This is a genomic window from Streptomyces sp. NBC_01551 (genome assembly GCF_026339935.1).
Taxonomy (GTDB): Bacteria; Actinomycetota; Actinomycetes; order Streptomycetales; family Streptomycetaceae; genus Streptomyces.
Window position 1 is genome coordinate 335765 of the sequence record NZ_JAPEPX010000001.1, and the last position, 25251, is coordinate 361015.

The following is a 25251-nucleotide window of genomic DNA, read 5'->3' on the forward strand; positions in this document are numbered from 1 at the left end:
TTCCTGCCCCGTCAGGCCGGTCGGCCGCTCGCGTTCGGCTCACGGCGGACGGCCGACGCGTGCAACGCCTCCGCGAGACCGGTCAGGTCCGTGCCCAGTTTGCGGCACACCGCCGACAGCAGGGACCGCTGCGGCTCCGTCGTCACCGGGTCGCCGTCGCAGGCCCGTTCCGCCAGACGCCGCTCCTCCTCGGTCAGGGCGCCCTGCCAGTCCGAGCCGCCCGGCAGCGCGCCGCCGAGCCTGAGCAGTGCCTCGGTCGTGCGCGCCGCGAGGCCGTCGGCGCCGCACTCGCGGGCCGTGGCCACCGCCCGGGCGAGCAGGTCCGTGTCCCTGAGCTCCGCCCCCAGCGCGGCCAGCGCCCGGGCCAGCTCGTATCCCGCCGGGGAGGCCGACAGCAGTTCCACCGCCTCCGTCAGCGGCGCGGCCCGCTCGCCCGGGGACGCGACCTCGGCCGCCACCCGCAGCGCCTGGCCGATGCCGGACGGAGCGCCGAAGGCGCGGGCCCGGCGGACCGCGTCCGCCGCGAGGGCGCGGGCGCGCTCCGGGTCGTCGGCGGCGACCGCCCGGGCCAGGTGCAGCTGCCACGGGCACCAGGCCGGGTTCTGGATGCCGCGCGGGGTCAGCCTGCGGTCCACCGCCTCCAGTTCGGCGGCGGCGGCCTTCGTCTCGCCCCGGGCGAGCAGCAGTTCGGCGTAGACCGTCTGGGAGTCGGGGAAGACGACCGCCGAGGGGAAGGGTTCGCCGAACTCGTGCTCCCGCGCCAGTTCCCAGGCCTCTTCGGTCCGGCCCCGGGCGAGCAGGGTGGTGGCGAGGATCGCGATGGCGTACCAGTGGACGGGCGTACGTCGTCCCACGCGCTCGGCGAGCCGCAGCCCGGCCCGGGCCAGCTCCTCGGCCTCGGCGAGCCGTCCGCGCCGGTAGCGGACGTAGGCGCGCAGGCTGTACCCGAAGGACAGGTGCGCCCCGCGCCAGCCCTGCCGTTCGAACTCGGCGGTGCCGTGCTCGAAGAGCTCCTCGGCGCGACCGGGCCGGTCGGCGTACATGTGGACCATGGCGGCCAGGACGGGGACCTCGAAGCCCCGGTCCTCGTGGGCCCAGCTGAGGCCGCCGTCGAGGGCGCGCCGGGCGTGGTGCAGGACGGTGTCGACGGGTTCGCCGCGCAGGCAGGCGTCCCAGGCGCGCAGGCCGATCACGTACCGCTCGGTGAGGTCGCGGCCGATGAGCCGGTCGGCGAGCCGGGCCAGCCGGCGCGAGCGGGCCGGGGACTCGGTCTCGTAGGCGTTGAAGGCGTCCCACATGAACTGCTCGGACTGGAGCCGCAGCCGGGCGCGTACGTCCCGGGTGTACGGGATCTCCCGCGCGAGCGATTCGGAGGCCTCGGCGAGGCGGTCGCTGTGCGCGAGGACCTGGGCGAGCCGGATCACGATGCCCTGGCGCAGGGCGGGGTCGTCGAAGGGCTCGGCGAGGGCGGCGCGCAGGTGGTTCACGGTGTTGGCGGGCTCGGTGAGCAGGGAGGCGCAGCCGAGTTCGTAGAGCACGCCGGCGCGCTCGTCGAAGTCGGGGGGTTCGCGCAGGGCGCGGGCGAGCTGGCGGCGGGCGGCGTCGGGGGCGCCGGCCCGGAGGTTCTCGGCGGCGGCCTCGCGCAGGGTCCGTACCACCCAGGGGTCGCTCTCGGGGTGGGTCTCCAGCAGGTGGCGGGCGGCGGTGGAGGGGCCGAGTCCGGCGTCGACGACGGCCACGGCGGCCTGGCCGTGCAGGGCGACGCGCAGGGCGTCGGGGATGGACCGGTAGAGGGCGGTGGCGATGAGGGGGTGGACGAACTCCAGCGGCGCGGCGTCGGCGTCCGCCAGGATGCGGGCGTCGCGCAGCCGCGCGGTGGAGTCGGCGGCCTCCTCGGTGCCGAGGCCGGCGACGCGGGCGGCGAGGTCCTGCGGGATGGCGGTGCCGAGGACCGCGCAGGCCCAGGCGAAGCGGACGGTGGAGGGCCCGAGGCTGTGCAGCCGGGCGACGAGGCCGCTGCCGCGCTGGGCGGCGGCGAGGTCGCGCAGCAGCGGGGCGCTGGCCTCGACGGGTTCGACGCCCTTGTCCCGGACCTTGGCGGTGAGTTCGACGGCCTCGAAGGGGTTGCCGGTGGTGACGGCCCAGGCCTCCCGGCAGAAGGCGTCGTCGGCGTGCTCGCCGACGGCTTCGCGGATCAGGGTGGAGACGGCGGCGGCGGTGAGCGGGGCCAGACTGAGCGGACGCTGTCCGGCCCGGCCCGGCAGGGTGCGGAACGCCTCGGCGTGCGCGGGCAGTTCATCGGGGCGGTAGGCGACGACGAGCAGCAGCGGGAGGTGTTCGGCGCGCGGGGCGAAGGCGGCGAGCCAGCCGAGGGATTCGGGGTCGGCCCAGTGGGCGTCGTCGAGGACGAGGACGACGGGGGCGCGCTGCACGGCGAGGTGGGTGAGCACCCAGTCGAGGCCGTCGCGCAGGCCCTGGGGGTCGGGCGGGGCGCCCTGTTCGGGGGCGCACAGGCCGAGGGCGGGGCCGACGATGGCGTACCAGCTGCCGAGGGCGGAGCGCAGTTCCTCCTCGGGGCGGCCTGCCAGTTGGGGCTGGATGAGCTGGCGGGCGACGTGGAAGGGCTGGGTCTGTTCCTGTTCGCCGCCGCGGGCGGCGAGGAGGGTGCAGGAGCGGGCGTGGGCGCGGCGGTGCACCTCGGTGAGGAGCGTGGTCTTGCCGAGGCCGGCCGGGCCGGAGAAGGCGAGGAGGGCGCCGCCCCCGGGGCCGCCGCCGGGGCCCCCGCCGGGGTCGCCGTCGCCGGTTCCGGTGAGCTGGTCCAGCGCCTCGTCCACGGTGGCGAGTTCGCTCTCGCGTTCGAACATTACGCGCCGTCTGCGGGTCAGGCGTTCCGTCATGGCTGGTACCCCCCAGGCCTGTTCGGGGCATCAGCGTACGCCCGCGCACGTGCGCGGGGAGGCTCCGGCCGGGAAAGATCGGATACTTTTTCGGATTTTCCTATTCCGCCGATCGCTTGGCCAGTTCTTGTAGTACGGCGACGGCTTCGGCCGCCCGGTCGGCGGCCACGAAGAGGTGGTCGTGGTGGTATCCGGCGATGACGTTGCAGCTGAGCCCGTGGGAGGCGAGCTCGGCGGCGAAGGCCCCGGTGAGGCCGACGGCGTCGAGGGCCGAGTGGACGCGCAGGGTGATCCAGCCGGCGGTGTAGTCGTAGGCGAGGCCGGCGGCGTCGGCGTCCTCCTGGCGCAGCACCAGGGTGAGCCCCTCGGCCTCCAGCACGGTGGCGACGGGGGCGGTTCCGGCCGGGGGCGCCGTGACCCCGGGGACCGTGCAGAACACGTACCGCCCCTCGTTGAGCTCGGGGCGCATGCCGCTCAGCAGTTTCCTCAGGTCGCTCTCGCCGCTCATGCGGCCACCCTACCTATCATCCCGATATGACGGATTCCGCGCCGGCAGCGTCGGCGCCCGCGGAGGGCGAACGGCACGCCTCCTGGCTGGAGCTGTTCTTCGATCTGACGGCGGTCGCGGGGGTCGCCCAGCTGGCGCACCTGCTGCACGGCAGCCCCGGCTGGGACGACGTCGGCCTGTACATGGTGATGTTCCTGGCCTTCTGGACGGGCTGGATGCTCTTCACCGTGTACGGGAACGTCAGCGGGGACGAGGCCCGCACCTGGACCGTGCTGGCGGGGATGTTCGGGATGGCCGTGATGGCGGCCTCGGTGCACGGCGTACGGGAGGACCGGGCGGGGGCCTTCGCGCTGGCCTACATCCTGGTGCGGTCGCTGGCCGGCAAGGCGTGGGAGCGGCGCGGGGAGTACGTGCCGGACCTGCCGATCACGCAGATGGGGCTGGGTCTGACGCCGTGGGTGGTGTCGCTGTGGTTCGACGGGACGGCCCGGTACGCGTTGTGGGCGCTGGGGCTGGCCATCGACTTGGCCGCCATGTTCACGGTCTCCGGCAACAGGCTGAGCGCCCGGGTGGACGCGCGGTACGCGCGGGAGGGGCGCGGGCCGGGGCTCGTGGTGGGGCCCGCGCGGCGCGCCGCGGCCAAGCCGGAGGCCGCGCTGATGGACGCGCCGCACCTCGGGGAGCGGCTGGGCCTGTTCCAGCTGATCGTGCTGGGCGAGGCGGTCGCCCAGGTGGTGGCCGCCGCTTCGCAGGTGGAGTGGGACGCGGCGCTGTACGGGATCGGGGTCGGCGCGTTCGTGCTGCTGCTCCTGCTGTGGTCGCTGTCGCTGCGGCACGGGGCGGACGGGGTGCCGCTGCTGGCGTGGGACGTGCTTCCGGTACGGGTGATCCTGCCGCTGCACTGTTTCGTGGCGGGCTCGGTGGCGGCGCTGGCGGCCGCGCTCGGGGACTCCGTGGAGTACACGCACCACCCGGTGCCGGAGCCGGTGCGGTGGCTGATGTGCGGGAGCCTGGCGGTTTACCTGGTGATCGCGGGGGCGGCGGCGTTCGCCTCGGGCCGCGGCGCGCGCGGGGCGCTGCTGCTGGTGGGGCCGTCGCTGGCGATCGTCCTGGCGACGGGGGCGGCGGCCCGGGCGGCGGTTGCCGTGCAAGTGGTGTGGCTGCTGGTCCTGGCGGCCGCGTGGCCCCGGGCGGTGACGGGCCGTCGGCGGCGGCCCCCGGCGTAGCGCGCAAGCCGGCGGGGCGTCAGCGCGGCGGGGGCGTCAGCCCGTCAGCCCCCGCGAGGCCTCAGGGCGCTGAGGCGTCGGGGCGCCGAGGCGCCGGGTCTGACCCACGGGCCGTCAGGGCGAGCGGGACCGTGGGCGGTCGGCTGGGAGCCGGGGCCGCGCCGAGGGGGCGCCGGGGTGAGTGCGGATGCCGTTTCGGTGGCCGCACCCACCCCGCACCGGCCGGTCCCACCGGCATGGTTACGTGAGGTCGAAGGCACCGCCGCGCGCGTTCACCACGAACTTGCGCCACTCGTCCGGCGCGAAGATCAGCGAGGGGCTCTCGGGGTGCTCGCTGTTGCGCATCGCGATGAACCCCTCGACGAAGGCGATCTGGACGTCGCCCGCTCCCCGGCTGCTCGACTGCCAGTCCGCCCCGCTGAGATCGAGGTCCGGCTTGCCCCAGCCGGCCAGAGGCTGCGAAATCATGCTCTCGGCCACGTGCGTGCTCCTCCCGGTACGTCGTCCGGGGGCCAGGGTAACCATCGCGACGGGTGCCGCACAGGCCACGGTGCGTCACGCGTGACCGGTCCGGCACCGTGGATCCGGAAGAACGTTCCCGTCAGGACGCCGGTTCCTCCGCCCCCACCAGCCACATCGCGAAGAACTGCGCCCCGCCGCCGTACGCGTGCCCCAGCGCCCGGCGGGCGTCCGGAACCTGATGCTCCCCGGCCTGTCCCCGCACCTGGAGGGCCGCTTCCGCGAAGCGGATCATGCCGGAGGCGCCGATCGGATTGGTGGACAGCACCCCGCCCGACGGGTTCACGGGCAGGTCGCCGTCGAGTTCGGTGACGCCGGCCTCGGTGAGCTTCCAGCCCTCGCCCTCCTGCGCGAAGCCGAGGTTCTCCAGCCACATCGGCTCGTACCAGGAGAACGGGACGTACATCTCCACCGCGTCGATCTCGCGGCGCGGATCGGTGATCCCGGCCTGCCGGTAGACGTCGGCCGCGCAGTCCTTGCCCGCCTGCGGGGAGACGAAGTCCTTGCCCGCGAACAGCGTCGGCTCGCTGCGCATCGCCCCGCCGTGCACCCACGCCGGCCGCCTCGGTGAACGGGCCGCACCCGCCCGGCCGGTGAGGACCATCGCGCATGCCCCGTCCGAGGAGGGGCACGTCTCGGAGTACCGGATCGGGTCCCACAGCATCGGCGAGGCCTGCACCTTCTCCAGCGTGATGCCGTGCTCGTGCAGGTGCGCGTACGGGTTCTTCAGCGCGTTGCGCCGGTCCTTGTACGCGACGAGCGAGCCCACCGTGTCGGGTGCGCCGGTCCGCCGCATGTATGCCCGCACGTGCGGGGCGAAGAACCCGCCGGCGCCCGCCAGCAGCGGCTGCTGGAAGGGCACGGGCAGCGACAGCCCCCACATGGCGTTGGACTCGGACTGCTTCTCGAAGGCCAGCGTCAGGACGGTGCGATGGACGCGCGCCGCGACCAGGTTCGAGGCGACGAGCGCGGTGGATCCGCCGACCGAACCGGCGGTGTGGACGCGCAGCATGGGCTTGCCGACCGCGCCGAGGGCGTCCGCCAGGTACAACTCCGGCATCATCACGCCCTCGAAGAAGTCGGGGGCCTTGCCGATGACGACCGCGTCGATGTCCGCCCAGGTGAGCTCGGCGTCCGCGAGCGCGCGCGCCGCCGCCTCGCGTACCAGCCCGGCGATGGAGACGTCGTGCCGGGCGGCCACGTGCTTGGTCTGGCCGATGCCGACGACGGCCACGGGCTCCTTGTTCGTCGCGTTCAACGCGGGTCCCCTTCCAGGACGGCGACCAGGTTCTGCTGGAGGCAGGGGCCGGAGGTGGCGTGCGCGACGGCCCGGTCGGACTCGCCGCGGTGGATCCGGGCGGCGGCTTCGCCGATCCGGATCAGACCGGCTGCCATGACCGGGTTGGCGGCGAGCGCCCCGCCGGAGGGGTTGACGGCGACGTCCGCTCCCAGGCCGAGCGCCTTGCGCAGCACCACCTCCTGGGAGGAGAACGGCGCGTGCAGTTCCGCCGTGTCCACCGGGCGTTCGAAGACCCCGGCCCGCTCGGCGGCGATCCGGGTGGACGGGGAGTCGGTGAGGTCGCGCAGCCCGAGGCCGTGCGCCTCGATGCGGTGGTCGATGCCGGTGATCCAGGCGGGCCGCTCGCACAGCCGCCGCGCCTCGTCCCCGGCGGCGAGGATGACGGCGGCCGCGCCGTCGCCGATGGGCGGGCAGTCGCCGGTACGGAGCGGGGCGACCTGGTAGTCGCCCTGCGGGACGGCGCCGCTGAGCTGGGCGTGCGGGTTGGCCTCGGCGGCGGCCCGGCTGCGGGTGCCGATGGCGGCGAGCGCGCTCTCGTCGGTCTCGCCCGCGTCGATCAGGGCCCGTGCCTGGAGCGCGGCGAGGGCCACCGAGTCCGGCCACAGGGGCGCGAGGTAGTACGGGTCGAGCTGGCGGGTCAGGACGTCCCGTACCGACCCCGGCGAGGACTTGCCGTACCCGTAGACGAGCGCGGTGTCGGCCTCGCCGGTCTGGATCTTGACCCAGGCCTCGTAGAGGGCCCAGGCGCCGTCCATCTCGACGTGCGACTCGGAGATCGGCGGCCAGGCGCCGACGCCGTCGAGGGTCATGGTGAAGGAGAAGGCGCGGCCGGCGAGGTAGTCGCTGGAGCCGGAGCAGGTGAACCCGATCTCCTTGGCCTTCAACCCGGTCTGGGCCAGCACCTGGTGGAGCACCGGCATGACCATCTCGACTTCGCTGAGCTCGTCGGTGCGGCGCAGGTGGTCGCTCTGCGCGAAGGCGACGACGGCGACCTCGCGGGCGGGTCCGGTCCGGGGCATCAGATGAGCTCCTTGTACGCGTCGTAGTCGGCGTCCGGCTCACCGGTGGGGCGGTAGTGGTCGGGATGGCGGCCGCCTTCGGTCCAGACGGGTTCGACGCGCAGGCCCATGCGGACCTGGTCGTACGGGATGCCGCCGATCCGGCCGTGGAGGGCGAGGCCTGCGCCGTCGAGGGCGATGTGGGCGTAGACGTAGGGGACTTCGATGTCCAGGTTCTTGGCCTTGATGTTGACGATGCAGTACGTGGTGACGGTGCCGGCCGGCCCGACTTCCACGTGGTCGGTGGTGGCGACCCCGCAGGTCGGGCACGCGCCGCGGGGCGGCACGTACACCTTGTGGCAGGAGGGGCAGCGCTCGCCGACGGTCCGCCGCTCGGAGAGGGCGTTGATGAACGCGCTCTGGGCGCGGCCGGGGCTGTAGGTGTAGTCGAGGCGGGCCTCGGCGACGATCCCGGTGACGGCGTCGGCGAACCGGCCGTCATGCGGGACGGCTTGCCCCGCCCCGGCCCCCTCGTGGGGCTCGAAGCAGGCGATGTCGGTGATGGCCCCGGTGCGCTCCTCGGCCCACCGCACGCGCACCCGCATCCCGGTGTGGACGGCCTCGGGGCCGGGCGCGTCGAGGGCGTGCAGGATCGCGGTGTCGGCGCCGTCGAGCTTGACCAGTGCCCAGGCGAAGGGGGTGTCCAGGGGCTGGTGGGGGCGCGGGGTCCCGTTCCACGCCCAGGTGGTGACGGTCCCGGTGGAGGAGACCTCGACGAGGTCCCGGATCTCCTCGGCGGTACCGGGGTCGTACTCGACGGGCGGAACCATCACCCGGCCGTCGCGGGTCCGGACCCCGAGCACGACGCGCTCGCGCAGCCCGGTGAGGAAGGCGCTCTGAACGGGCCCGAGGGACCGGGTGAAGGGGAACTCGACGACGAGGGGCGCACGAAGCACCCCGGGCGGGGACGCGGCTGCTGTCATGAGCGACTCTCCGATGTTCGCAACGGTCAAAACACCTACACATCCGGCTCCGCCGGCCCTGCCGGCCCTGCCGGCCCCTCCAGCCCCGCCGGCGTTTGAGGCGCGGGGTCCGGGGCAGAGCCCCGGCAACGGCGCCGCACCGGCCCGCGACCCGCGCCAACGCCCGGCACGGCACTGGCCCCGGCCCGCAACCCCCGTCAGAGCCCGGCAGGGCACTGGCACCGGTCACTCCCGCCGGTACACCGCCGGCCTCTTCTCCGCGAAGGCCCGCGCCCCCTCCTTCGCGTCGGCCGTGTCGAACACCGGCCACCCCCGGACGAGTTCCGCCGCCAGCCCCTCCGCCTCCGTCATCTCGGCGGTCGCGTAGACCGACGCCTTGACGGCCTCGACGGCCAGCGGCCCGCACGCGTTGATCCGCTCCGCGATCTCCAGCGCCGCCGCCAGCGCCGTCCCGTCGGGCACCACCCGCCCGACCAGCCCGATCCGCTCCGCCTCCGCGGCGGAGTACGGCCGCCCGGTCAGCAGCATCTCCAGCGCGTGCGTGCGCGGGATCTGCCGGGGCAGCCGCACCGTGGAGCCGCCGATCGGGAACAGCCCCCGCTTCACCTCGAAGAGCCCGAAGGTGGCCCCTTCCCCCGCGACCCGGATGTCGGTGCCCTGGAGGATCTCCGTACCGCCCGCCACGCAGTACCCCTCCACCGCCGCGATGACCGGCTTGCGCGGCCGGTGGTGGCGCAGCATCGCCTTCCAGTGCAGGTCGGGGTCGGCCTTGAGGCGGTCCCGGTACTGGTCGCCCGCCATTCCCTTCCCGGCGAGCGCCTTCAGGTCCATGCCGGCGCAGAAGTCCCCGCCCGCTCCCGTCAGGACGACCGAGCGGATCCCGTCGTCCGCGTCCGCCTCCAGCCAGCCGTCGTAGAGCCCCACCAGCAGCGGCAGCGAGAGCGCGTTCTTCGCCTCCGGCCGGTTCATGGTGAGCACCAGCGTGGCGCCGTGGCGTTCCGCGGTCAGGTGTTCCGTCCCACCCATTGCCGTCCTCCCGTCTCAAGACCTAGAACAGGTTGCAGGAGGGGCGAGTGCAGTTCAATAGTTTTCTGACACCCAGTCAGATTTCTTGGACGGCGCCCTTCCCCCTTGGCCTGAGCGGCGCTGTAATGACCGCCGAGCAGACCACTCACGGGGTCGGCCATGGGAATTTTCGGGTCAGGAGGAACGGTGGAGTACAACCTTGCCGACCTGTTCGAGTCGGTTGTGGACGTGGTCCCGGACCGCGAGGCCCTTGTCTACGTGGACCACCCCGGGACCGGCGCCGAGCGGCGCCTGACGTACGCGGAGCTGGACGCCGCGGCCAACCGCGTCGCGCACCACCTGCTGGACAGCGGGCTGCGGCCCGGCGAGCACCTCGGCCTGCACCTCTACAACGGAATCGAGTACCTCCAGACCGTCCTGGCCTGCCTCAAGGCCCGCCTGGTGCCGGTGAACGTCAACTACCGGTACGTGGAGGAGGAGCTGGTCTACCTCTACAACGACGCCGATCTCGCCGCGCTCGTCTTCGAGGGCGAGTTCACCGAACGGGTGGCGGCCGCCCTCCCCCAGACGACGGGGCTGCGCCACCTGATCCGCGTCGGCTCCGCCCCCGAGGGCGCCCCGGAGCCCTCGATCACGCCCGTCGCGTACGCGGACGCCGAGGCGGCCGGCTCGCCCGCGCGCGGCTTCGCGCCCCGTTCCCCCGACGACCTGTTCATCATCTACACAGGCGGCACCACGGGCATGCCCAAGGGCGTGATGTGGCGCGCCGAGGACCTGTTCTTCGCGGGGCTGTTCGGCGGCGAGCCGTCGGGCGAGCCGGTCAAGCGGCCTCAGGAGCTGGCCGAACGGGTCGCGTCCAAGGGCGCCGGGCTCACCTTCTTCCCCGCTCCCCCGCTGATGCACGGCACCTCGACGCTGACCTCGTTCATCGCCTTCAACTACGGGCAGCGGGTGGTCATCCACCGCAAGTACGCGCCCGAGGAGGTGCTCCGTACGATCGAGAAGGAGAAGGTATCCAGCGTGTCGCTGGTGGGCGACGCCATGCTGCGGCCGCTCATCGACGCCCTGAACGGCCCGCTCCGGGGGACCGACCTGTCCTCGCTGTTCAGCGTCTCCTCCTCCGGGGCGATCATGTCGGAGACGGTCCGGGCCGAGTTCCAGCGGCTGGTGCCGAACGTGCTGCTGCTGAACAACTTCGGCTCCTCCGAGTCCGGTTCCAACGGCAGGGCGACCGACGACTCCGGCCCGGAGAAGGGCTTCCGGCTGGTGGTCAACGACCGTACGCAGGTGGTGGACCCGGTGACGCACGGGCCCGTGCCGGTGGGCGTGCCGGGGCGGCTCGCGCAGCGCGGCCACGTGCCCCTCGGCTACTACAACGACCCGGCGAAGACCGCGGAGACCTTCTTCCAGCGGGGCGACGAGCGGTGGGTGCTGCTCGGGGACATGGCCACGGTGGACGAGGAGGGCATCGTCACCGTCCTCGGGCGCGGCTCGCAGTGCATCAACACGGGAGGCGAGAAGGTGTACCCGGAGGAGGTCGAACAGGCGCTGAAGTCGCACCCGGACGTGTACGACGCGCTGGTCGCCGGGGTGCCGGACGCGAAGTGGGGCAACCACGTCGCGGCGGTGGTCCAGGTGCGGGCGGGGGCGGCGGAGCCGACGCTGGAGGAGATCCAGGGCCACTGCCGCACCAAGCTGGCGGGGTACAAGATCCCGCGCCAGCTGGTGATCGCCCCCGCCATCCAGCGCTCACCGAGCGGCAAGGCGGACTACCGCTGGGCCAAGTCGGTGGCGACGGAGGCGGACGCCGCCGGGTAGTCGCGCGGCTCAGGAACCCGTGGCCAGGAAGCGCTCCACGCGGGCCGCGAACCGCTCGGGGTCGTCCAGCCACGGGAAGTGGGCCGCGCCCGCCTGGACCTCGACGGCGCCGCGCGGGAGGAGTTCCGCGAGTGCGGCGGCGACGCCGGGGGTGGGGTAGCCGTCCAGCTCCCCGGCCAGGACCAGCGCCTCGCCCTCGAACCGGCGCAGCGCGGCCCGGGTGGCGGCCGGGTCGAAGGCGCCCGGGCCGGCGTAGACGGCGGCCGCCGCCGCGTTCCGCTCGCGCTCGCTCGCGTCGAGGTGGGCGCGCGCCCGCTCGTCCCAGCGCCCGTACGCGAGGACCATCGCCTGGCGCCGGTCCTGCGGGGAGGGGTCGCCGCCGGCCGCCACCATCCGCTCGTAGGCGGCGATGGCCGTGTCGTAGAGCTCCGAGCCCGCCCGCGACCGGACCACCTCCAGGCTCTGCTCCGGGGTCGCTTCGAGGCCCACGGCCCAGCAGGTCGGGGTGAGCAGGACCAGGCGGCGCACCCGCTCGGGGTGGGCGGCCGCGTACAGCAGGCCGAGGTTGCCGCTCGCCGAGTGGACCAGCAGGTCCATGCGCTCCAGACCGAGGTGGATCCGCAGCGCCTCCACGTCGGCGACCTGGCGGTCGACCCGGTAGGTGGCCTCGTCGGCCGGAACCTCCGAGTCGCCCGTGCCGCGCGCGTCGAGGAGGACCAGCTCGCGTCCGGCGGTCAGCCCGCCGAGGTCGCCCAGGTAGACCGAGGCCCGCATGGGGCCGCCCGGGAGACAGACGAGCGGTTCGCCCGCACCCCGGACGTGGTAGGCGAGTGCGGTTCCGTCATGGGTCTTGAAGATCGGCATGAGACCATCCCATCATGCGATCACTCGTTCGAGTCATTGATTTAGCCGACGCGGTCCGGCACGCTACCGAATGATCGGTCGGTTGACTCAAGGGCGAGGTGACGGCATGACGGCATACGCGGACGGCCAGGACGAAGGCGAGCGGCTGAGCGGCGACGAGCTGGCCGCCCTCCAGCTGAAGCGGCTGCGCGCCACGCTGCACCGCGCGTACGAGCGGGTGCCCTTCTACCGGCAGGCCTTCGACAAGGCCGGCGTCCACCCGGACGACTGCCGCTCCCTCGCCGATCTCTCCCTCTTCCCCCTCACCACCAAGGGCGATCTGCGCGACCAGTACCCCTTCGGCATGTTCGCCGTGCCCCGCTCCGAGGTGCGCCGCATCCACGCCTCCAGCGGTACCACGGGCCGCCCCACCGTCGTCGGCTACACCGACGGGGACCTGTCCACCTGGGCGGATGTCGTGGCCCGCTCCATCCGGGCGGCGGGCGGCAGACCCGGCCAGATCGTGCACGTCGCTTACGGGTACGGCCTGTTCACCGGCGGCCTCGGCGCGCACTACGGCGCCGAACGCCTCGGCTGTACGGTGGTGCCCGCCTCGGGCGGCATGACCGACCGCCAGGTCCGGCTGATCCAGGACTTCCGGCCCGAGGTCATCATGGTGACCCCCTCCTACATGCTCACCCTGCTGGACGAGATGGAGCGCCAGGGGATCGACCCCCGCGCCACCTCCCTGCGTACGGGGATCTTCGGCGCGGAGCCGTGGACCGAGGAGATGCGCCGGGAGATCGAGGAGCGGCTCGGCATCGACGCCGTCGACATATACGGGCTGTCGGAGGTGATGGGGCCGGGCGTCGCGCAGGAGTGCGTGGAGACCAAGGACGGCCTGCACATCTGGGAGGACCACTTCTACCCGGAGGTGGTCGACCCCTTCACCGGCGCGGTGCTGCCCGAGGGCGAACCCGGGGAGCTGGTGTTCACCTCGCTCACCAAGGAGGCCATGCCGGTCATCCGCTACCGCACCCGCGACCTGACCCGGCTGCTGCCCGGCACCGCCCGCCCGGCCTTCCGCCGGATGGAGAAGATAACGGGCCGCAGCGACGACATGATCATCCTGCGCGGGGTGAACCTGTACCCGACGCAGATCGAGGAGATCCTGCTGCGCACCGCCGGCCTGGCCCCGCACTTCCAGCTGCGGCTGACCAGGGAGGGCCGGATGGACGCCCTGACGGTACGGGTGGAGGCCCGCCGGGACACGGACGCGGACCGGCGCGAGGCCGCGGCGGCCTCGGTGGTCCGCGCCGTCAAGGAGGGCATCGGCGTCTCCGTCGCGGTCGAGGTCGTCGCTCCGGAGACCCTGGAACGCTCGGTCGGCAAGATCAAGCGGATCGTGGATCTCCGGGAGACCCCCCGGGGCGCCTGAGTTCCCCCGCGCGGGCGCGGGAAACCACCCCTTCGGGCCTGTTACCGCCGGTCCACCGGGGCGCGCCGGACGCTCCCGGGTAGGTCAGTGCGCGTGACCCCGAAGCCCCGGACGCTGTACGACCGGCTCCAGGCCTCGCCCGCCGGGCTGGCCTGGAGCCGGGGGCGTGAGATGGAGCTGATGCACCGGGCCATGGGCTTCGCCGCCCTCGGGTTCCTCACCCTCGTCCCGCTGCTGGTGGTCGTCGCGGCCGCCGCCCCCGGCAGCGGCTCCGGGTTCGGCCGCTGGCTCGGCCAGGCCCTCGGGGTCACGCAGGCCTCGCGGGCGCGCGTCGAGATGCTGTTCGGCGAGGCGGACCAGGCGCTGGAGCGCACCACCGCCTTCGGCCTCGCCGCCTTGGCCGTCTTCGGCCTGACCTTCGGCTCGGCGGTGCAGACGGGCTACGAGAAGGTCTGGGACCTGCCGACGGCCCGCTGGCACACCATGTGGCGGCACGTCGTCTGGCTCGCGCTGCTGGTCTGCTACCTGGCGGTGCTGGTGGGGATCCCGTCGCCGTCGGACAACGCGCCGGGCACCCTCCTGGGCACCACCGGCGACCTCCTGGGAACCTGCCTGTTCTTCTGGGGGTCCCAGCGGCTGCTGCTCGGCGGCCGGGTCCGCTGGCGCGCCCTGCTCCCGGGGGCGGTCGCCACCAGCCTCGGCCTGCTCGGCCTGCGGGTCTTCTCCCAGCTGGTGTTCTCCCCGCTGATCGCCTCGAACGCCGTGACGTACGGCCCGTTCGGCACGCTGCTGGTCGTCCAGTCCTGGCTGGTCGGCGTCGGGTTCGTGACGTACGGCGGCGCGCTCGTCGGCCGCCTGGTCCACGAGCACCTGACCCTGCGCCGCCTCAAACGGGACGGCCTGCTGCCGGACTAGACGTCCCCGCGGCCGGCGGCGGGCCCCGGAGCCGGGCTCAGTGGCCCGGCTGCCCGAAGCGGTCCCGCAGTTCGCGCTTGAGGATCTTGCCGCTGGCGTTGCGCGGCAGGGCGTCCACGAACAACACCCGCTTCGGGGCCTTGAAGTGCGCCAGCCTCTCCCGCGCGTACGCCAGCAGCTCAGCCTCCGTCACCTCGCCGCGCGGCACCACCACCGCCGTGACGGCCTCGATCCACCGCTCGTCGGGCAGGCCCACCACCGCCGCCTCGGCCACCCCCGGATGGGTGTACAGCGCGTCCTCGACCTGCCGGGAGGCGACCAGTACGCCGCCCGAGTTGATGACGTCCTTCACCCGGTCGACGACCGTGAAGTACCCCTGCGCGTCCCGTACCGCGAGGTCCCCGGAACGGAACCAGCCGTCCCGGAAGGCCTTCTTCGTCGCCTGGGGGTCGTTCCAGTAGCCCAGGCACAGCTGCGGCGAGCGGTAGACCACCTCTCCCGCCGTGCCGTCCGGGACGTCGGCCCCGTCCTCGTCGACGACCCTCGCCTCGACGTGGCGTACCGGCCGCCCGCAGGACTCCATCCGCCCCTCGTGCTCGTCCGGCCCCAGCACCGTCGCCAGCGGCCCGATCTCACTCTGCCCGAAGCAGTTGTAGAACCCCAGCCCGGGCAGCCGGGCCCGCAGCCGCTCCAGGACCGGCACCGGCATGATCGAGGCCCCGTAGTACGCCTTGCGCAGCGCGCCCAGCTCCCGCCGCCCGAAGTCGGGGTGGCCCGCGAGCCCGATCCACACCGTGGGCGGCGCGAACAGGCTGTCGGCCCGCCCCGCCTCCACCAGGTCGAAGATCTCCTCCGCGACCGGCGCGTCCAGGACGGTGTTCTCGGCCCCCACCGCCAGATACGGCAGCAGGAACACGTGCATCTGCGCCGAGTGGTAGAGCGGCAGCGAGTGCACCGGCCGGTCCCCCTCGGCCAGGTCCAGCGCCTCGATCGCGCTCTCGTACTCGTGCGCCAGCGCCTTGTGGGTCATCACCGCGCCCTTCGGCGCGGCCGTGGTGCCGGAGGTGTAGAGCAGCTGCGCCACCCCGTACGCGTCCCGGTCGGGCTCGAAGTCCAGCGGTTCGGCGAGCTCCGCGAGGAAGGAGCCGGGCGCGTCGCGCAGCGGCCGTACCGGGCATCCGTCGGGGATCCGCGGTGCCAGGTCCGGGTCCGCGAGGACCAGCGCGGCCGCGCAGTCGTCCAGGATGTACGCGAGGTCCTCGCCGGTGAGGTTCTGGTTGACCGGGACGTGCGTGAGCCCGGCCCGGGCGCAGGCGAGGAACGCCAACAGGTAGGCGTCGCAGTTGTGGGCGAAGGTGGCGACCCGGTCCCCCTCCGCCAGCCCGTACCGCTCGCGCAGGACGGCGGCGCCGGTGGTGATCGCCGCGTCGAGTTCCGCGTACGTCCAGGTCCGGTCGCGGTAGCGCAGGGCCGTGCGGTCGGGGACCCGCCGCGCGGTGTCCCGTACCAGTCCGTCGACCGTGTTCTGCCGCACCGCCCGAGCTGCCGTCATGGAGTGATCCTCGTCTTCTTCGGCGGCCGGGGTCAATGACCGGGGCACCCGGGATACCAAACGGGATGTTGACAGATCATCAGGTCGCCTGCATGAGTGTGGGGGCACGGAAGCACTGCCCGTTTCACGGACAACCTCGCCCAACCGCAGGCTACTTGGGAGGTACGTTGCAATTCCGCACCCGTCCGCTCCTCCGTCGTGTCGCCCTCACCGGCGCCGCACTGCTGGCCGCCGCCGCGCTGCCGCAGTCGGCAGCGGCCGCTCCGGCGCCGCACGCGACGGACCGCGGCCCCTCCGCAGGCGGGCTCTCCGCCGTCATCCGGTACACCGAGAACGGCGTTCCGCACATCCTGGCGCAGGACTACGCGCACCTCGGGTTCGGCACCGGCTGGGCCCAGGCGGCCGACCAGGTGTGCGTGCTCGCCGACGGGTTCGTGACCGTCGCCGGTGAGCGCTCGCGCTGGTTCGGCGCGGACGCGGCGCCCGACTTCTCGCTCTCCTCGGCCACGAAGAACCTCTCCAGCGACCTGTACTTCAAGGGCGTGCGGGAGTCCGGCACGGTCGAGAAACTGCTGGCCACCCCCGCCCCGGCCGGGCCCAGCAAGGACGTCAGGGAACTGATGCGCGGCTGGGCCGCCGGGTACAACGCCTGGCTGGCCCAGAACGAGATCACCGATCCGGCCTGCAAGGGCGCCGACTGGGTCCGCCCGGTCACCGCCACCGACGTGGCCGCGCGCGGCTTCGCGGTGTCCGTGCTCGGCGGCCAGGGACGCGGCGTCGACGGGATCACCGCGGCGCGGCCGCCGGCCCGGACCGGCGCCGGCGCCCGCCCGCAGGGGGCACAGCCCGCGCTCGACCCCGAAGCCGCGCTCGACCCCGAGGCCGCCGCCGAGGCCGCCCGGGCCTTCTTCGACACCACCCGCTACGACATGGGCTCGAACGCGGTCGCCTTCGCCGGCTCCACCACGGCCTCCGGCGGCGGTCTGCTCCTCGGCAACCCGCACTACCCCTGGCAGGGCGGACGCCGGTTCTGGCAGTCGCAGCAGACCATACCCGGCGAGCTGAACGTCTCGGGCGGTTCACTGCTCGGCACGGTGGCGGTGAACATCGGCTTCAACGAGAAGGCCGCCTGGAGCCACACGGTCGCCACCGGCACCCCCGTCAACCTGCACCAGCTCACCCTGGACCCGGCCGACCCGACGGCGTACCTGATCGACGGGAAGTCCGAGAAGATGACCGAGCGGAAGGTCACCGTCCAGGTGGCGGGCGCGGCTCCGGTCGCCCGCACCCAGTGGTGGACCCGCTACGGGCCCGTCATCACGAGCCTCGGCACGGGCCTGCCGCTGCCCTGGACGGCGGGCACGGCATACGCGCTGAGCGATCCGAACGCCTCGAACCTGCGCGGCTCCGACTCCGCCCTGGCGATGGGCAAGGCCCGCTCGGTCGCCGGCATCCAGGACGCCCTGCGGCGCACCCAGGGCCTGCCGTGGGTCAACACCGTCGCGGCCGACGCGGCGGGCGGCACGCTGTTCACCCAGTCCCAGGTGCTCCCCCGGATCACCGACGAGCTCGCCGCGCGCTGTTCCACCCCGCTCGGCAGGGCCACGTACCCCTCCTCGGGGCTCGCGGTGCTCGACGGGTCGCGCGGTGACTGCGCGCTCGGCTCGGACCCCGACGCGGTGCAGCCGGGCGTGTTCGGCCCCGGCAAGGCGCCGACGCTGCGCGACGCCCCGTACGCCGAGAACTCCAACGACAGCGCCTGGCTGGCCAACGCCGACCGGCCGCTGACGGGGTACGAGCGGATCTGGGGCAATGTCGACAGCCCGCGGTCGCTGCGCACCCGCGGGGCGATCGAGGACGTGGCGGCGATGGCCGCGAAGGGCCGGCTGACGGTGGCCGACTTGCAGAAGCAGCAGTACGCCAACCGGGTCCCGGCCGGTGACCTGGCGGCCGCCGACGCGGCGAAGGCCTGCGCGGCCCTGCCCGGCGGCAGGGCGACCGGGAGCGACGGAGCCGCGGTGGACGTGTCGGCGGCCTGCGGGGTGCTGGCCGCCTGGGACCGTACGGCGGACGGCTCCAGCCGGGGCGCGCTGCTCTTCGACCGGTTCTGGCGCAAGGTGACGGCGGGCACGCCGGCCAAGGACCTGTGGCTGGTGCCGTTCTCGCCGGCCGATCCGGTACGCACGCCCCGTACGCTCAACCAGGCGGCGCCCGGCGTCGGGCGGGCCCTGGCGGACACGGTCACCGAGCTGAAGGCGGCCGGGATCGCGCTGGACGCCCCGCTGGGCGAGCACCAGTTCGTGGTGCGCGGCGGCGTCAGGCTGCCGGTGGGCGGCGGCACGGAGGCGCTCGGCGTCTGGAACAAGATCGAGGCGCCGTGGGACGCGGCGGCGGGCGGCTACGCGGAGGTCGTGCACGGCTCCAGCCACATGCAGGCGGTCGGCTGGGACGGCGGGCGCTGCCCGGTGGCGCGCACGCTGCTGACCTACGGCCAGTCGGCGAATCCGAACTCGCCGTACTACGCCGACCAGACGCGGCTGTTCTCCGAGGAGCGCTGGGTGAAGGCGCGGTTTTGCGAGTGGGACATCCTCACCTCGCCGAAGCTGAGGGTTCTCTGGCCGCGCGAGCGGCGCTGACCGGGACCGGCGGGGCCGGCCGCGGCGGGGGCCTGCCGCGGCGGGCCCCCGCCGGACGCCGCCGCCCCCGCCGGGCGCTCACGGGCTGACGGCGAGGAAGAGGTACGCGGCCAGCAGGACGATGTGGACTCCGGCCTGGAGCAGGGTGGCGCGGCCCGGGACGATGGTGAGGGCGCTGACCACGACGGTGAGGGCCAGCAGCACCATGTGGATCGGGCCGAGGCCGAGCAGCAGCGGCCCGGAGAGCCAGATCGACGCCAGCGCGATCGCCGGGATGGTCAGGCCGATGCTGGCGATGGCGGATCCGTAGGCCAGGTTGAGGCTGGTCTGGACGCGGTCGCGGCGGGCGGCGCGGACGGCGGCCAGGGTCTCGGGGGCCAGCACCAGCAGGGCGATGATCACACCGACGACCGCGCCCGGCAGGCCCGCGCTGGCGACGCCCGCCTCGATGGTGGGTGAGACGGCCTTGGCGTCGCCGACGACGGCGACGAGCGCGACGAGCAGCAGCCCGAGGCTGATCAGGGCGTCCCGGGCGGAGGGCGGATCGGCGTGGCCCTCGTCCTCGGGACCGGGGGAGGCCGCGCCCGCCCCGGCCGGACGGCTCTGGGCGGCGCCGGTGTCGACGGGCAGGAAGTAGTCCCGGTGGCGGACGGTCTGCACCGCGATGAACACCCCGTACAGGCAGAGCGAGGCGACCGCGGCGAAGGCGAGCTGGGCGGTGGAGAACTCGGGTCCGGGCTTGCTGGTGGTGAAGGTGGGCAGCACGAGGCTGAGTACGGCCAGGGTGGCGACGGTGGCCAGGGCCGCGCCGGAGCCCTCGGCGTTGAAGACGGCCACCCGGTTGCGCAGGGCGCCGACGAGCAGGGACAGGCCGACGATGCCGTTGCAGGTGATCATGACGGCGGCGAAGACGGTGTCGCGGGCGAGCGAGGAGGTCTTCGGGCCGCCGTCCGCCATCAGGGTGACGATGAGCGCCACTTCGATGACAGTGACGGCGACCGCGAGGACGAGCGAGCCGAAGGGTTCGCCGACGCGGAGTGCGACGACCTCGGCGTGGTGGACGGCCGCCAGCACCGCGCCACCGAGGCAGACGGCGACCAGCGCCACCACGCCTGAGGGCAGGTCGCGTCCCCAGCTGAAGATCAGCGCCACGAGCGCCACCACGGGGACCACGAGGGTCCAGTCGGTCAGGGGGGATTTGCTCGTTGCCGTACTCATATCGCCCAAGTTGCCAGAAGTGTCCTCCAGGTGCGGCGCATCGCGCGCTCCCGGGGCGTTGACGTGGCACTTCTCACGCCGTGCCGGGCGTGGCGAGTACGGTGACGAGGGCCCGGCGGTGGCCGCCGTCAGAGCCGGCGCTGGGCCGACTCGACCATGTCGTCGAGGCCCACGTTGAAGGCGATCGCGGCGTCGGGCGCGTGGCGTCGCACCAGGTTCACGATGGACTCGAAGAGCGGGAGCAGTTCCGGCGTCTTGCGCAGACCGCCGCCGACCACGACGACGTCCCAGGGGCGCTCGGCGAGCGCGGCGACGATCACGGACTCGGCCGACCCGTCGAAGACGAGCAGCGTCATGGCCGCGTCGATGCCGTGCTCGCCGAAACGGGCGAGCTCCTTGTCGAGGGAGGCGCGGAAGGGCTCCACGTCGATGCCGGGGACCGCGACCGGGTCTATACCGAGGACGAGTGCAGTAGACATACCGTCAGATTACCCAAGCGGTACGTCACATCGCGCGCTCGCGTCCCTCCCAGTACGGGTCGCGCAGCCGCCGCTTGTACAGCTTGCCGTTCGGGTCACGCGGCATCGTCTCGATGAAGTCGACCGTCCGGGGCCGCTTGTAGCCGGCCAGCTGCCGCTCGCAGTGGTGCAGGATCTCGGCGGCCAGCGCGGCACTCGCGGCGAAGCCCTCCGCCGGCTCGATGACCGCCTTGACCTCCTCGCCCCAGTCGGCGTGCGGGATGCCGAAGGCGGCGGCGTCGGCGACCGCCGGGTGGGTGAGCAGGGCGGACTCGATCTCGGCGGGGTAGATGTTGACCCCGCCCGAGATGATCATGTCGATCTTGCGGTCCCGGAGGAAGAGGTAGCCCTCCTCGTCCATCAGGCCGAGGTCCCCGACCGTGAAGAAGTCGCCGATGCGGTTCCCCCGCGTCTTGACCTCGTCCTTGTGGTAGCTGAAGCCTCCGGTCCGCATCTTGATGTAGACGGTGCCGAGTTCGCCGGGCGGCAGCCGGTTGCCGTCGTCGTCGAAGATGGCGAGTTCGCTGATCGGCCAGGCCTTGCCGACGGTTCCCGGCTTCTTCAGCCAGTCCTCGGCGGTGGCGAAGGCGCCGCCGCCCTCGCTGGCCGCGTAGTACTCCTCCACGCAGCTGCCCCACCAGTCGATCATCGCCCGCTTGACGTGGTCGGGACAGGGCGCGGCGCCGTGGATGGCGTGCCGCATCGAGGAGACGTCGTGGGCGTCCTTCGTCTCCTGCGGGAGCGCGAGGAGGCGGTGGAACTGGGTGGGGACCATGTGGGTGTGCGTGCACGCGTGAGTGTCGATCAGGCGCAGCATCTGGGCCGGGGTCCACTTGTCCATCAGGACCAGCGGGTGCCCGATGTGCAGGGAGGCGCCCGCGAACTGGAGTACGGCGGTGTGGTAGAGCGGCGAGCAGACCAGGTGGACGTTGCCGTCGAAGGGGCGGATGCCGAAGATGCCGAGGAATCCGCCGAGGTAGGTCTCCTCCGGGAGCTTGCCGGGCAGCGGGCGGCGGATGCCGCGCGGGCGGCCGGTGGTGCCGGAGGTGTAGTTCATGACCCAGCCGAGGGTGCGGTCCTCGGGAGCCGTGGCGGGCTGTCCGTCGAGGAGTTCGCCGTACGGCCGGAAACCCGCGACCTGTCCGACGGCGTAGCGGTGGCTCGCGGGGAGCCCGGCCTCGTCGGCGGCGTCGGTGGCGGCGTCGGCGAAGCGCTCGTGGGCGATGAGGACCTTGGCGCCGGAGTCGGAGACGATCCAGGCGATCTCGGGGCCGACGAGGTGGTGGTTGACCGGCACCAGGTAGAAGCCGGCCTGGGAGGCGGCGAGGTAGGCGGTGAAGAACTCGACGCCGTTGGGCAGGACGACGGCGAAGACGTCGCCCGGCTCCATCCCGGCGGCGCGCAGGCCGTGGACGAGGCGGTTGACGTCGGCGTGCAGGCGGCCGGCGCTCCACTCCTCGCCGTCGGGGGCGATCAGTACGGTGCGGCCGGGGTCGGCGGCGGCCTGGGCCCAGAAGCCGTTGGGGGCCTGCTCTTCGGCTGACGTCACGCTCATGCGGCTCACTCCTCAGGCCCGGCCGGCGATGCGGTTGATGCGGTCGATGGCGCGTTCGAACCCGCTGGTGAGGTCGTCGAAGACGGCCTGGACGTCGCGTTCGGAGTTCATCCGGCCGACGATCTGCCCGACGGGGGTGCCGAGCAGCGGCTGGACCTCGTACTTCTGGATCCGCGAGACGGCCTCGGCGACGAGCAGCCCCTGGAGCGGCATGGGCAGCGCGCCGGGGCCGTCCGGGTCGTCCCAGGCGTCGGTCCACTCGGTGCGCAGCTGGCGGGCGGGCTTGCCGGTGAGGGCGCGGGAGCGGACGGTGTCGCCGGATCCGGCGGCGAGCAGCTTCTCGGTGAGGGCGCGGGAGTGCAGGTCGGCCTCGGTGGTGGTGAGCCAGAGGGAGCCGAGCCAGGCGCCCTGGGCGCCTAGGGCGAGTCCGGCGGCGATCTGCTCGCCGCTGCCGATGCCGCCGGCGGCGAGGACGGGGAGCGGGGCGACGGCCTCGGCGATCTCGGGGACCAGGACCATGGTGGCGATGTCACCGGTGTGGCCGCCGGCCTCGTAGCCCTGGGCGACGACGATGTCGATGCCGGCCTCGGCGTGGCGGCGGGCGTGCTTGGCGCTGCCGGCGAGGGCGGCGACGAGGACGCCGTGGTCGTGGGCGCGCGCGATGACGTCGGCGGGCGGGGAACCGAGGGCGTTCGCCAGGAGTTTGATGGGGTAGTCGAAGGCGACGTCGAGCTGGTTGCGGGCGACCTGCTCCATCCAGCCGGTGATCCGCCAGCCGGAGGCCTCGCCCTCGGCCAGTTCGGGTACGTGGTGCTTGGCGAGGATGTCGCGGACGAACTCGCGGTGCCCGGCCGGGATCATCGCCTCGATGTCGGCTTCGCTGATGCCGTCGACGGCCTTCTTGGCGGGCATCACGACGTCGAGGCCGTACGGCTTGCCGTCGGTGTGCTCCTGCATCCAGTCGAGGTCGCGCTTGAGGTCGTCGGGGGCGGTGTAGCGGACCGCGCCGAGGACGCCGAGGCCGCCGGCGCGGGTGATGGCAGCGGCGACCGCCGGGAAGGGCGTGAAGCCGAAGATGGCGTGCTCGACTCCCAGTTTCTTGCTCAGCTCCGTCTCCATGGGGCGCAGGATGCCGCAGGGCGGCGGCCGAGGGAAGAGATTTTCTGATGCTGTGTCAGATTCTTTGACGGCCGGTCGGTGCGGGGGGTGCGCGGCGGGCGGGCAGATACTTCGGGAGGGTGCGACAGCGGACAGGAGGGCCGGCATGGACGGGGTCACGGGGGCGGTCGGGAACGGCGGCGAAGGCGGCAACGGCAGCGGTCGCGGGAAAGCAGCCACACCGGCACCCGCCGACCCACCCGCCGGCACATGGACCAGCGCGGACGCCGGCAGGAGTACGAGCACGCCGACCGGTACGGGGACCAGCCTGACCGCCGGCACAGGCACCAGCACACCCGTCGGCACGGGCACGCCCGCCGGTACAGGGGCCGGTGCGGGGGCTGCCGGAGTCCGGGCGCCCGGACTGAGCCGGCGCCGACTCGGCGCGCGGTTGCTCGCGCTCGGCGGGGTGCTCGTCCTGCACGCCGCGCTGCCCGGGTCGGCCGGGGCCGCGGGAAGCCCCGCCGAGCGGCGGGCCCTTCAGGGCCTGCGGCTGCGGTACGGGTCCGCCCGCCAGGCCGGGTTGCTGGACGCCCACCTGGAAGGGGTGGCGGACGAGGCGAGGCGGTTCCTGGGTCCATCCCCCGAACACCCTTACTACGCCGGTGCGGTGGTCCTCGCCGGGCGGGGCCGCACGGTCGCGCTGCACCGGGCGATGGGCCACGCCGTCCGGTACGCGGAGTACGACGGACGGACCGACCGGGTCCGGGAGTTCCCGGAGGCCGAGCGCATCCCGATGGCCGAGGACACGGTGTTCGACCTGGCCTCGCTGACCAAGCTGTTCACCTCGATCCTGGCCGTGCAGCAGATGGAGCGGGGCCGGCTGGAGCTGGAGGCCCCGGTGGTCCGGTACCTGCCGGAGTTCACCGGGGGCGGCAAGGAAGCCGTCACGGTCCGCCAGCTGCTGACGCACACCTCGGGGCTGCGCTCGTGGGCGCCCTTCTACCAGCAGCCCACCCGGGAGGCGCAGCTGAGGCTGCTGTGGTCGGTGCGACCGCAGGACACTCCGGGGACGGTGTACAGGTACTCCGACCTCAACCTGATCTCGCTCCAGCTGCTCCTGGAACGGATCACCGGTCGCACTTTGGACGCCCTGCTCCACGACGAGATCACCGCTCCGCTCGGGATGCACCGCACTCGGTACAACCCGCCGCTCTCCTGGCGCCGGGTCACCGCCGCCACCGAGGTGCAGCGGCCGCCCTGGTCCGGCCTGGACCGCGGGCTGGTGTGGGGCGAGGTCCACGACGAGAACGCGTACGCCCTCGGCGGCGTCGCCGGCCACGCGGGCGTCTTCGGCACCGCCTGGGACCTGGCCGTCCTGGCCCGCGCCCTGCTCGACGGCGGCGTCTACGCGGGCAAGCGCATCCTGCGCCCCGCCTCCGTGGAGCTGCTCTTCACGGACTACAACACCGCGTTCCCAGGCGACGACCACGGCCTCGGCTTCGAGCTCTACCAGCACTGGTACATGGGCGCGATGGCCACCCCGCACTCCGCCGGCCACACCGGTTTCACCGGCACCTCGATCGTCCTGGACCCCTCGACCGACTCGTTCCTGGTCCTGCTCGGCAACTCCGTCCACCCCGTACGCACCTGGCGCGCCGGCAGCGCCCCCCGGGTGGCGGTCGGCAACCGGTTCGCCCGCGCCGTCCCGGTCCGTACCCGGCACGGCGGCCCGGCCTGGTTCTCCGGGATCACCCCGGGCGGCTCGGGGACCCTCACCCTGCCGCCGGTCGCCCCGGCCACGGGCGCGGCCCGGCTGCGCTGCGCCGTGTGGTGGGACACCGTCCCCGGCGAGGGCTCCTTCCACCTGGAGGCCTCGGCCGACGGCGCGACCTGGGAGCCGCTGCCCTTCAGCACGGTGCGGACCACCGGCGGAACCCCGGAGCAGTGGCCGTCCGGCTCCGCGGGCGGCTGGTCGGGCCGCATGTGGCACCGCCTCGAAGCCCCGCTCCCGTCCTGGGCGGGCCGCGAGGTGCGACTGCGCTTCCGGCACACCGCGACCGGCCGCTACGTCGGTCGGGGGATCTACGTGGACGTCGTACGGGTGGCGGAACCGGCACGGCTCCTCTTCGCCGAGGACCGCCCCCGCGACGCGGCCCGCGTCGAGGCCACCGGCTGGACCAAGTCGGCCGACTAGCCGGGG

19 protein-coding genes are annotated in these 25251 nt (G+C 73.6%); 6 read left to right on the forward strand and 13 right to left on the reverse strand.

What is annotated here, in order from left to right:
- Nucleotides 1-11: 11 nt before the first annotated feature.
- Together OG982_RS01355 and OG982_RS01360 are read right to left on the reverse strand one after the other, a co-directional pair.
- Nucleotides 12-2864 (reverse strand): AAA family ATPase, encoded by a 2853-nt coding sequence (locus tag OG982_RS01355; RefSeq protein ID WP_266790528.1) that lies wholly within the window; start codon nt 2862-2864, stop codon nt 12-14.
- A 133-nt stretch (nt 2865-2997) separates the two neighbouring features.
- Entirely contained in the window at nt 2998-3405 is a 408-nt protein-coding gene (locus OG982_RS01360; RefSeq protein WP_266790526.1) for an ACT domain-containing protein, read from the reverse strand.
- Between the two features lie 26 nt (nt 3406-3431).
- Here OG982_RS01360 and OG982_RS01365 point away from each other — a divergent pair, with 26 nt between their 5' ends.
- Complete coding sequence (locus tag OG982_RS01365; RefSeq protein ID WP_266790525.1) at nt 3432-4631, forward strand: low temperature requirement protein A; 1200 nt, start codon at nt 3432-3434, stop codon at nt 4629-4631.
- Nucleotides 4632-4871: 240 nt separating this feature from the next.
- On the opposite strand, the gene OG982_RS01370 is transcribed toward OG982_RS01365, so the two are convergent.
- From OG982_RS01370 to OG982_RS01390, 5 genes are all read right to left on the reverse strand, one after another.
- Nucleotides 4872-5111, reverse strand: a complete 240-nt coding sequence (locus tag OG982_RS01370) for a DUF397 domain-containing protein (protein ID WP_266790523.1) — start codon at nt 5109-5111, stop codon at nt 4872-4874.
- Between the two features lie 121 nt (nt 5112-5232).
- Nucleotides 5233-6408: a thiolase domain-containing protein gene (locus tag OG982_RS01375; protein ID WP_266790521.1), complete on the reverse strand. Its 1176-nt coding sequence runs from the start codon at nt 6406-6408 to the stop codon at nt 5233-5235.
- Entirely contained in the window at nt 6405-7469 is a 1065-nt protein-coding gene (locus OG982_RS01380; RefSeq protein WP_266790519.1) for a thiolase domain-containing protein, read from the reverse strand. Before OG982_RS01380 ends, OG982_RS01375 begins: the two co-directional genes overlap by 4 nt.
- Nucleotides 7469-8431: a Zn-ribbon domain-containing OB-fold protein gene (locus OG982_RS01385; protein ID WP_266790518.1), complete on the reverse strand. Its 963-nt coding sequence runs from the start codon at nt 8429-8431 to the stop codon at nt 7469-7471. The genes OG982_RS01380 and OG982_RS01385 overlap by 1 nt, the downstream gene beginning before the upstream one ends.
- Before the next feature lie 225 nt (nt 8432-8656).
- Nucleotides 8657-9457 carry a crotonase/enoyl-CoA hydratase family protein gene (locus OG982_RS01390; RefSeq protein WP_266790516.1) on the reverse strand — a complete coding sequence of 267 codons (801 nt, stop codon included), beginning with the start codon at nt 9455-9457 and terminating at the stop codon, nt 8657-8659.
- 186 nt (nt 9458-9643) lie between these two features.
- Between OG982_RS01390 and OG982_RS01395 the strand changes: the two genes are divergently transcribed.
- Nucleotides 9644-11275, forward strand: coding sequence for an acyl-CoA synthetase (locus tag OG982_RS01395; protein ID WP_266790514.1), 1632 nt, complete (start codon nt 9644-9646; stop codon nt 11273-11275).
- A gap of 9 nt (nt 11276-11284) precedes the next feature.
- Here the strand turns inward: OG982_RS01395 and OG982_RS01400 are convergent, their stop codons facing one another.
- A complete protein-coding gene (locus OG982_RS01400) occupies nt 11285-12139 on the reverse strand; it encodes an alpha/beta fold hydrolase (protein ID WP_266790512.1) in 855 nt (284 codons plus the stop codon).
- 106 nt (nt 12140-12245) lie between these two features.
- On the opposite strand from OG982_RS01400, the gene paaK reads away from it, so the two are divergent.
- Nucleotides 12246-13556, forward strand: a complete 1311-nt coding sequence (paaK, locus tag OG982_RS01405) for a phenylacetate--CoA ligase PaaK (RefSeq protein ID WP_266790510.1) — start codon at nt 12246-12248, stop codon at nt 13554-13556.
- 93 nt (nt 13557-13649) lie between these two features.
- Entirely contained in the window at nt 13650-14471 is an 822-nt protein-coding gene (locus OG982_RS01410) for a YhjD/YihY/BrkB family envelope integrity protein (protein WP_266790508.1), read from the forward strand.
- Between the two features lie 37 nt (nt 14472-14508).
- On the opposite strand, the gene OG982_RS01415 is transcribed toward OG982_RS01410, so the two are convergent.
- Nucleotides 14509-16023 carry a fatty acyl-CoA synthetase gene (locus OG982_RS01415; protein ID WP_266790506.1) on the reverse strand — a complete coding sequence of 505 codons (1515 nt, stop codon included), beginning with the start codon at nt 16021-16023 and terminating at the stop codon, nt 14509-14511.
- A gap of 167 nt (nt 16024-16190) precedes the next feature.
- On the opposite strand from OG982_RS01415, the gene OG982_RS01420 reads away from it, so the two are divergent.
- A complete protein-coding gene (locus tag OG982_RS01420; RefSeq protein WP_266790504.1) occupies nt 16191-18659 on the forward strand; it encodes a penicillin acylase family protein in 2469 nt (822 codons plus the stop codon).
- Nucleotides 18660-18737: 78 nt separating this feature from the next.
- Here the strand turns inward: OG982_RS01420 and OG982_RS01425 are convergent, their stop codons facing one another.
- From OG982_RS01425 to OG982_RS01440, 4 genes are all read right to left on the reverse strand, one after another.
- Complete coding sequence (locus OG982_RS01425; protein WP_266790502.1) at nt 18738-19877, reverse strand: calcium:proton antiporter; 1140 nt, start codon at nt 19875-19877, stop codon at nt 18738-18740.
- Nucleotides 19878-20005: 128 nt separating this feature from the next.
- The gene (locus tag OG982_RS01430) at nt 20006-20356 is read right to left on the reverse strand and encodes a hypothetical protein (protein ID WP_266790500.1); all 351 of its coding nucleotides are present in this window, start codon (nt 20354-20356) and stop codon (nt 20006-20008) included.
- A 25-nt stretch (nt 20357-20381) separates the two neighbouring features.
- Nucleotides 20382-21950: an acyl-CoA synthetase gene (locus tag OG982_RS01435; RefSeq protein WP_266790499.1), complete on the reverse strand. Its 1569-nt coding sequence runs from the start codon at nt 21948-21950 to the stop codon at nt 20382-20384.
- Between the two features lie 12 nt (nt 21951-21962).
- On the reverse strand, nt 21963-23069 hold the full coding sequence (locus OG982_RS01440) for a nitronate monooxygenase (RefSeq protein ID WP_266790497.1): 1107 nt from the start codon (nt 23067-23069) through the stop codon (nt 21963-21965).
- Nucleotides 23070-23214: 145 nt separating this feature from the next.
- Here OG982_RS01440 and OG982_RS01445 point away from each other — a divergent pair, with 145 nt between their 5' ends.
- Nucleotides 23215-25245, forward strand: a complete 2031-nt coding sequence (locus OG982_RS01445) for a serine hydrolase (RefSeq protein WP_266790495.1) — start codon at nt 23215-23217, stop codon at nt 25243-25245.
- Nucleotides 25246-25251: the final 6 nt, after the last annotated feature.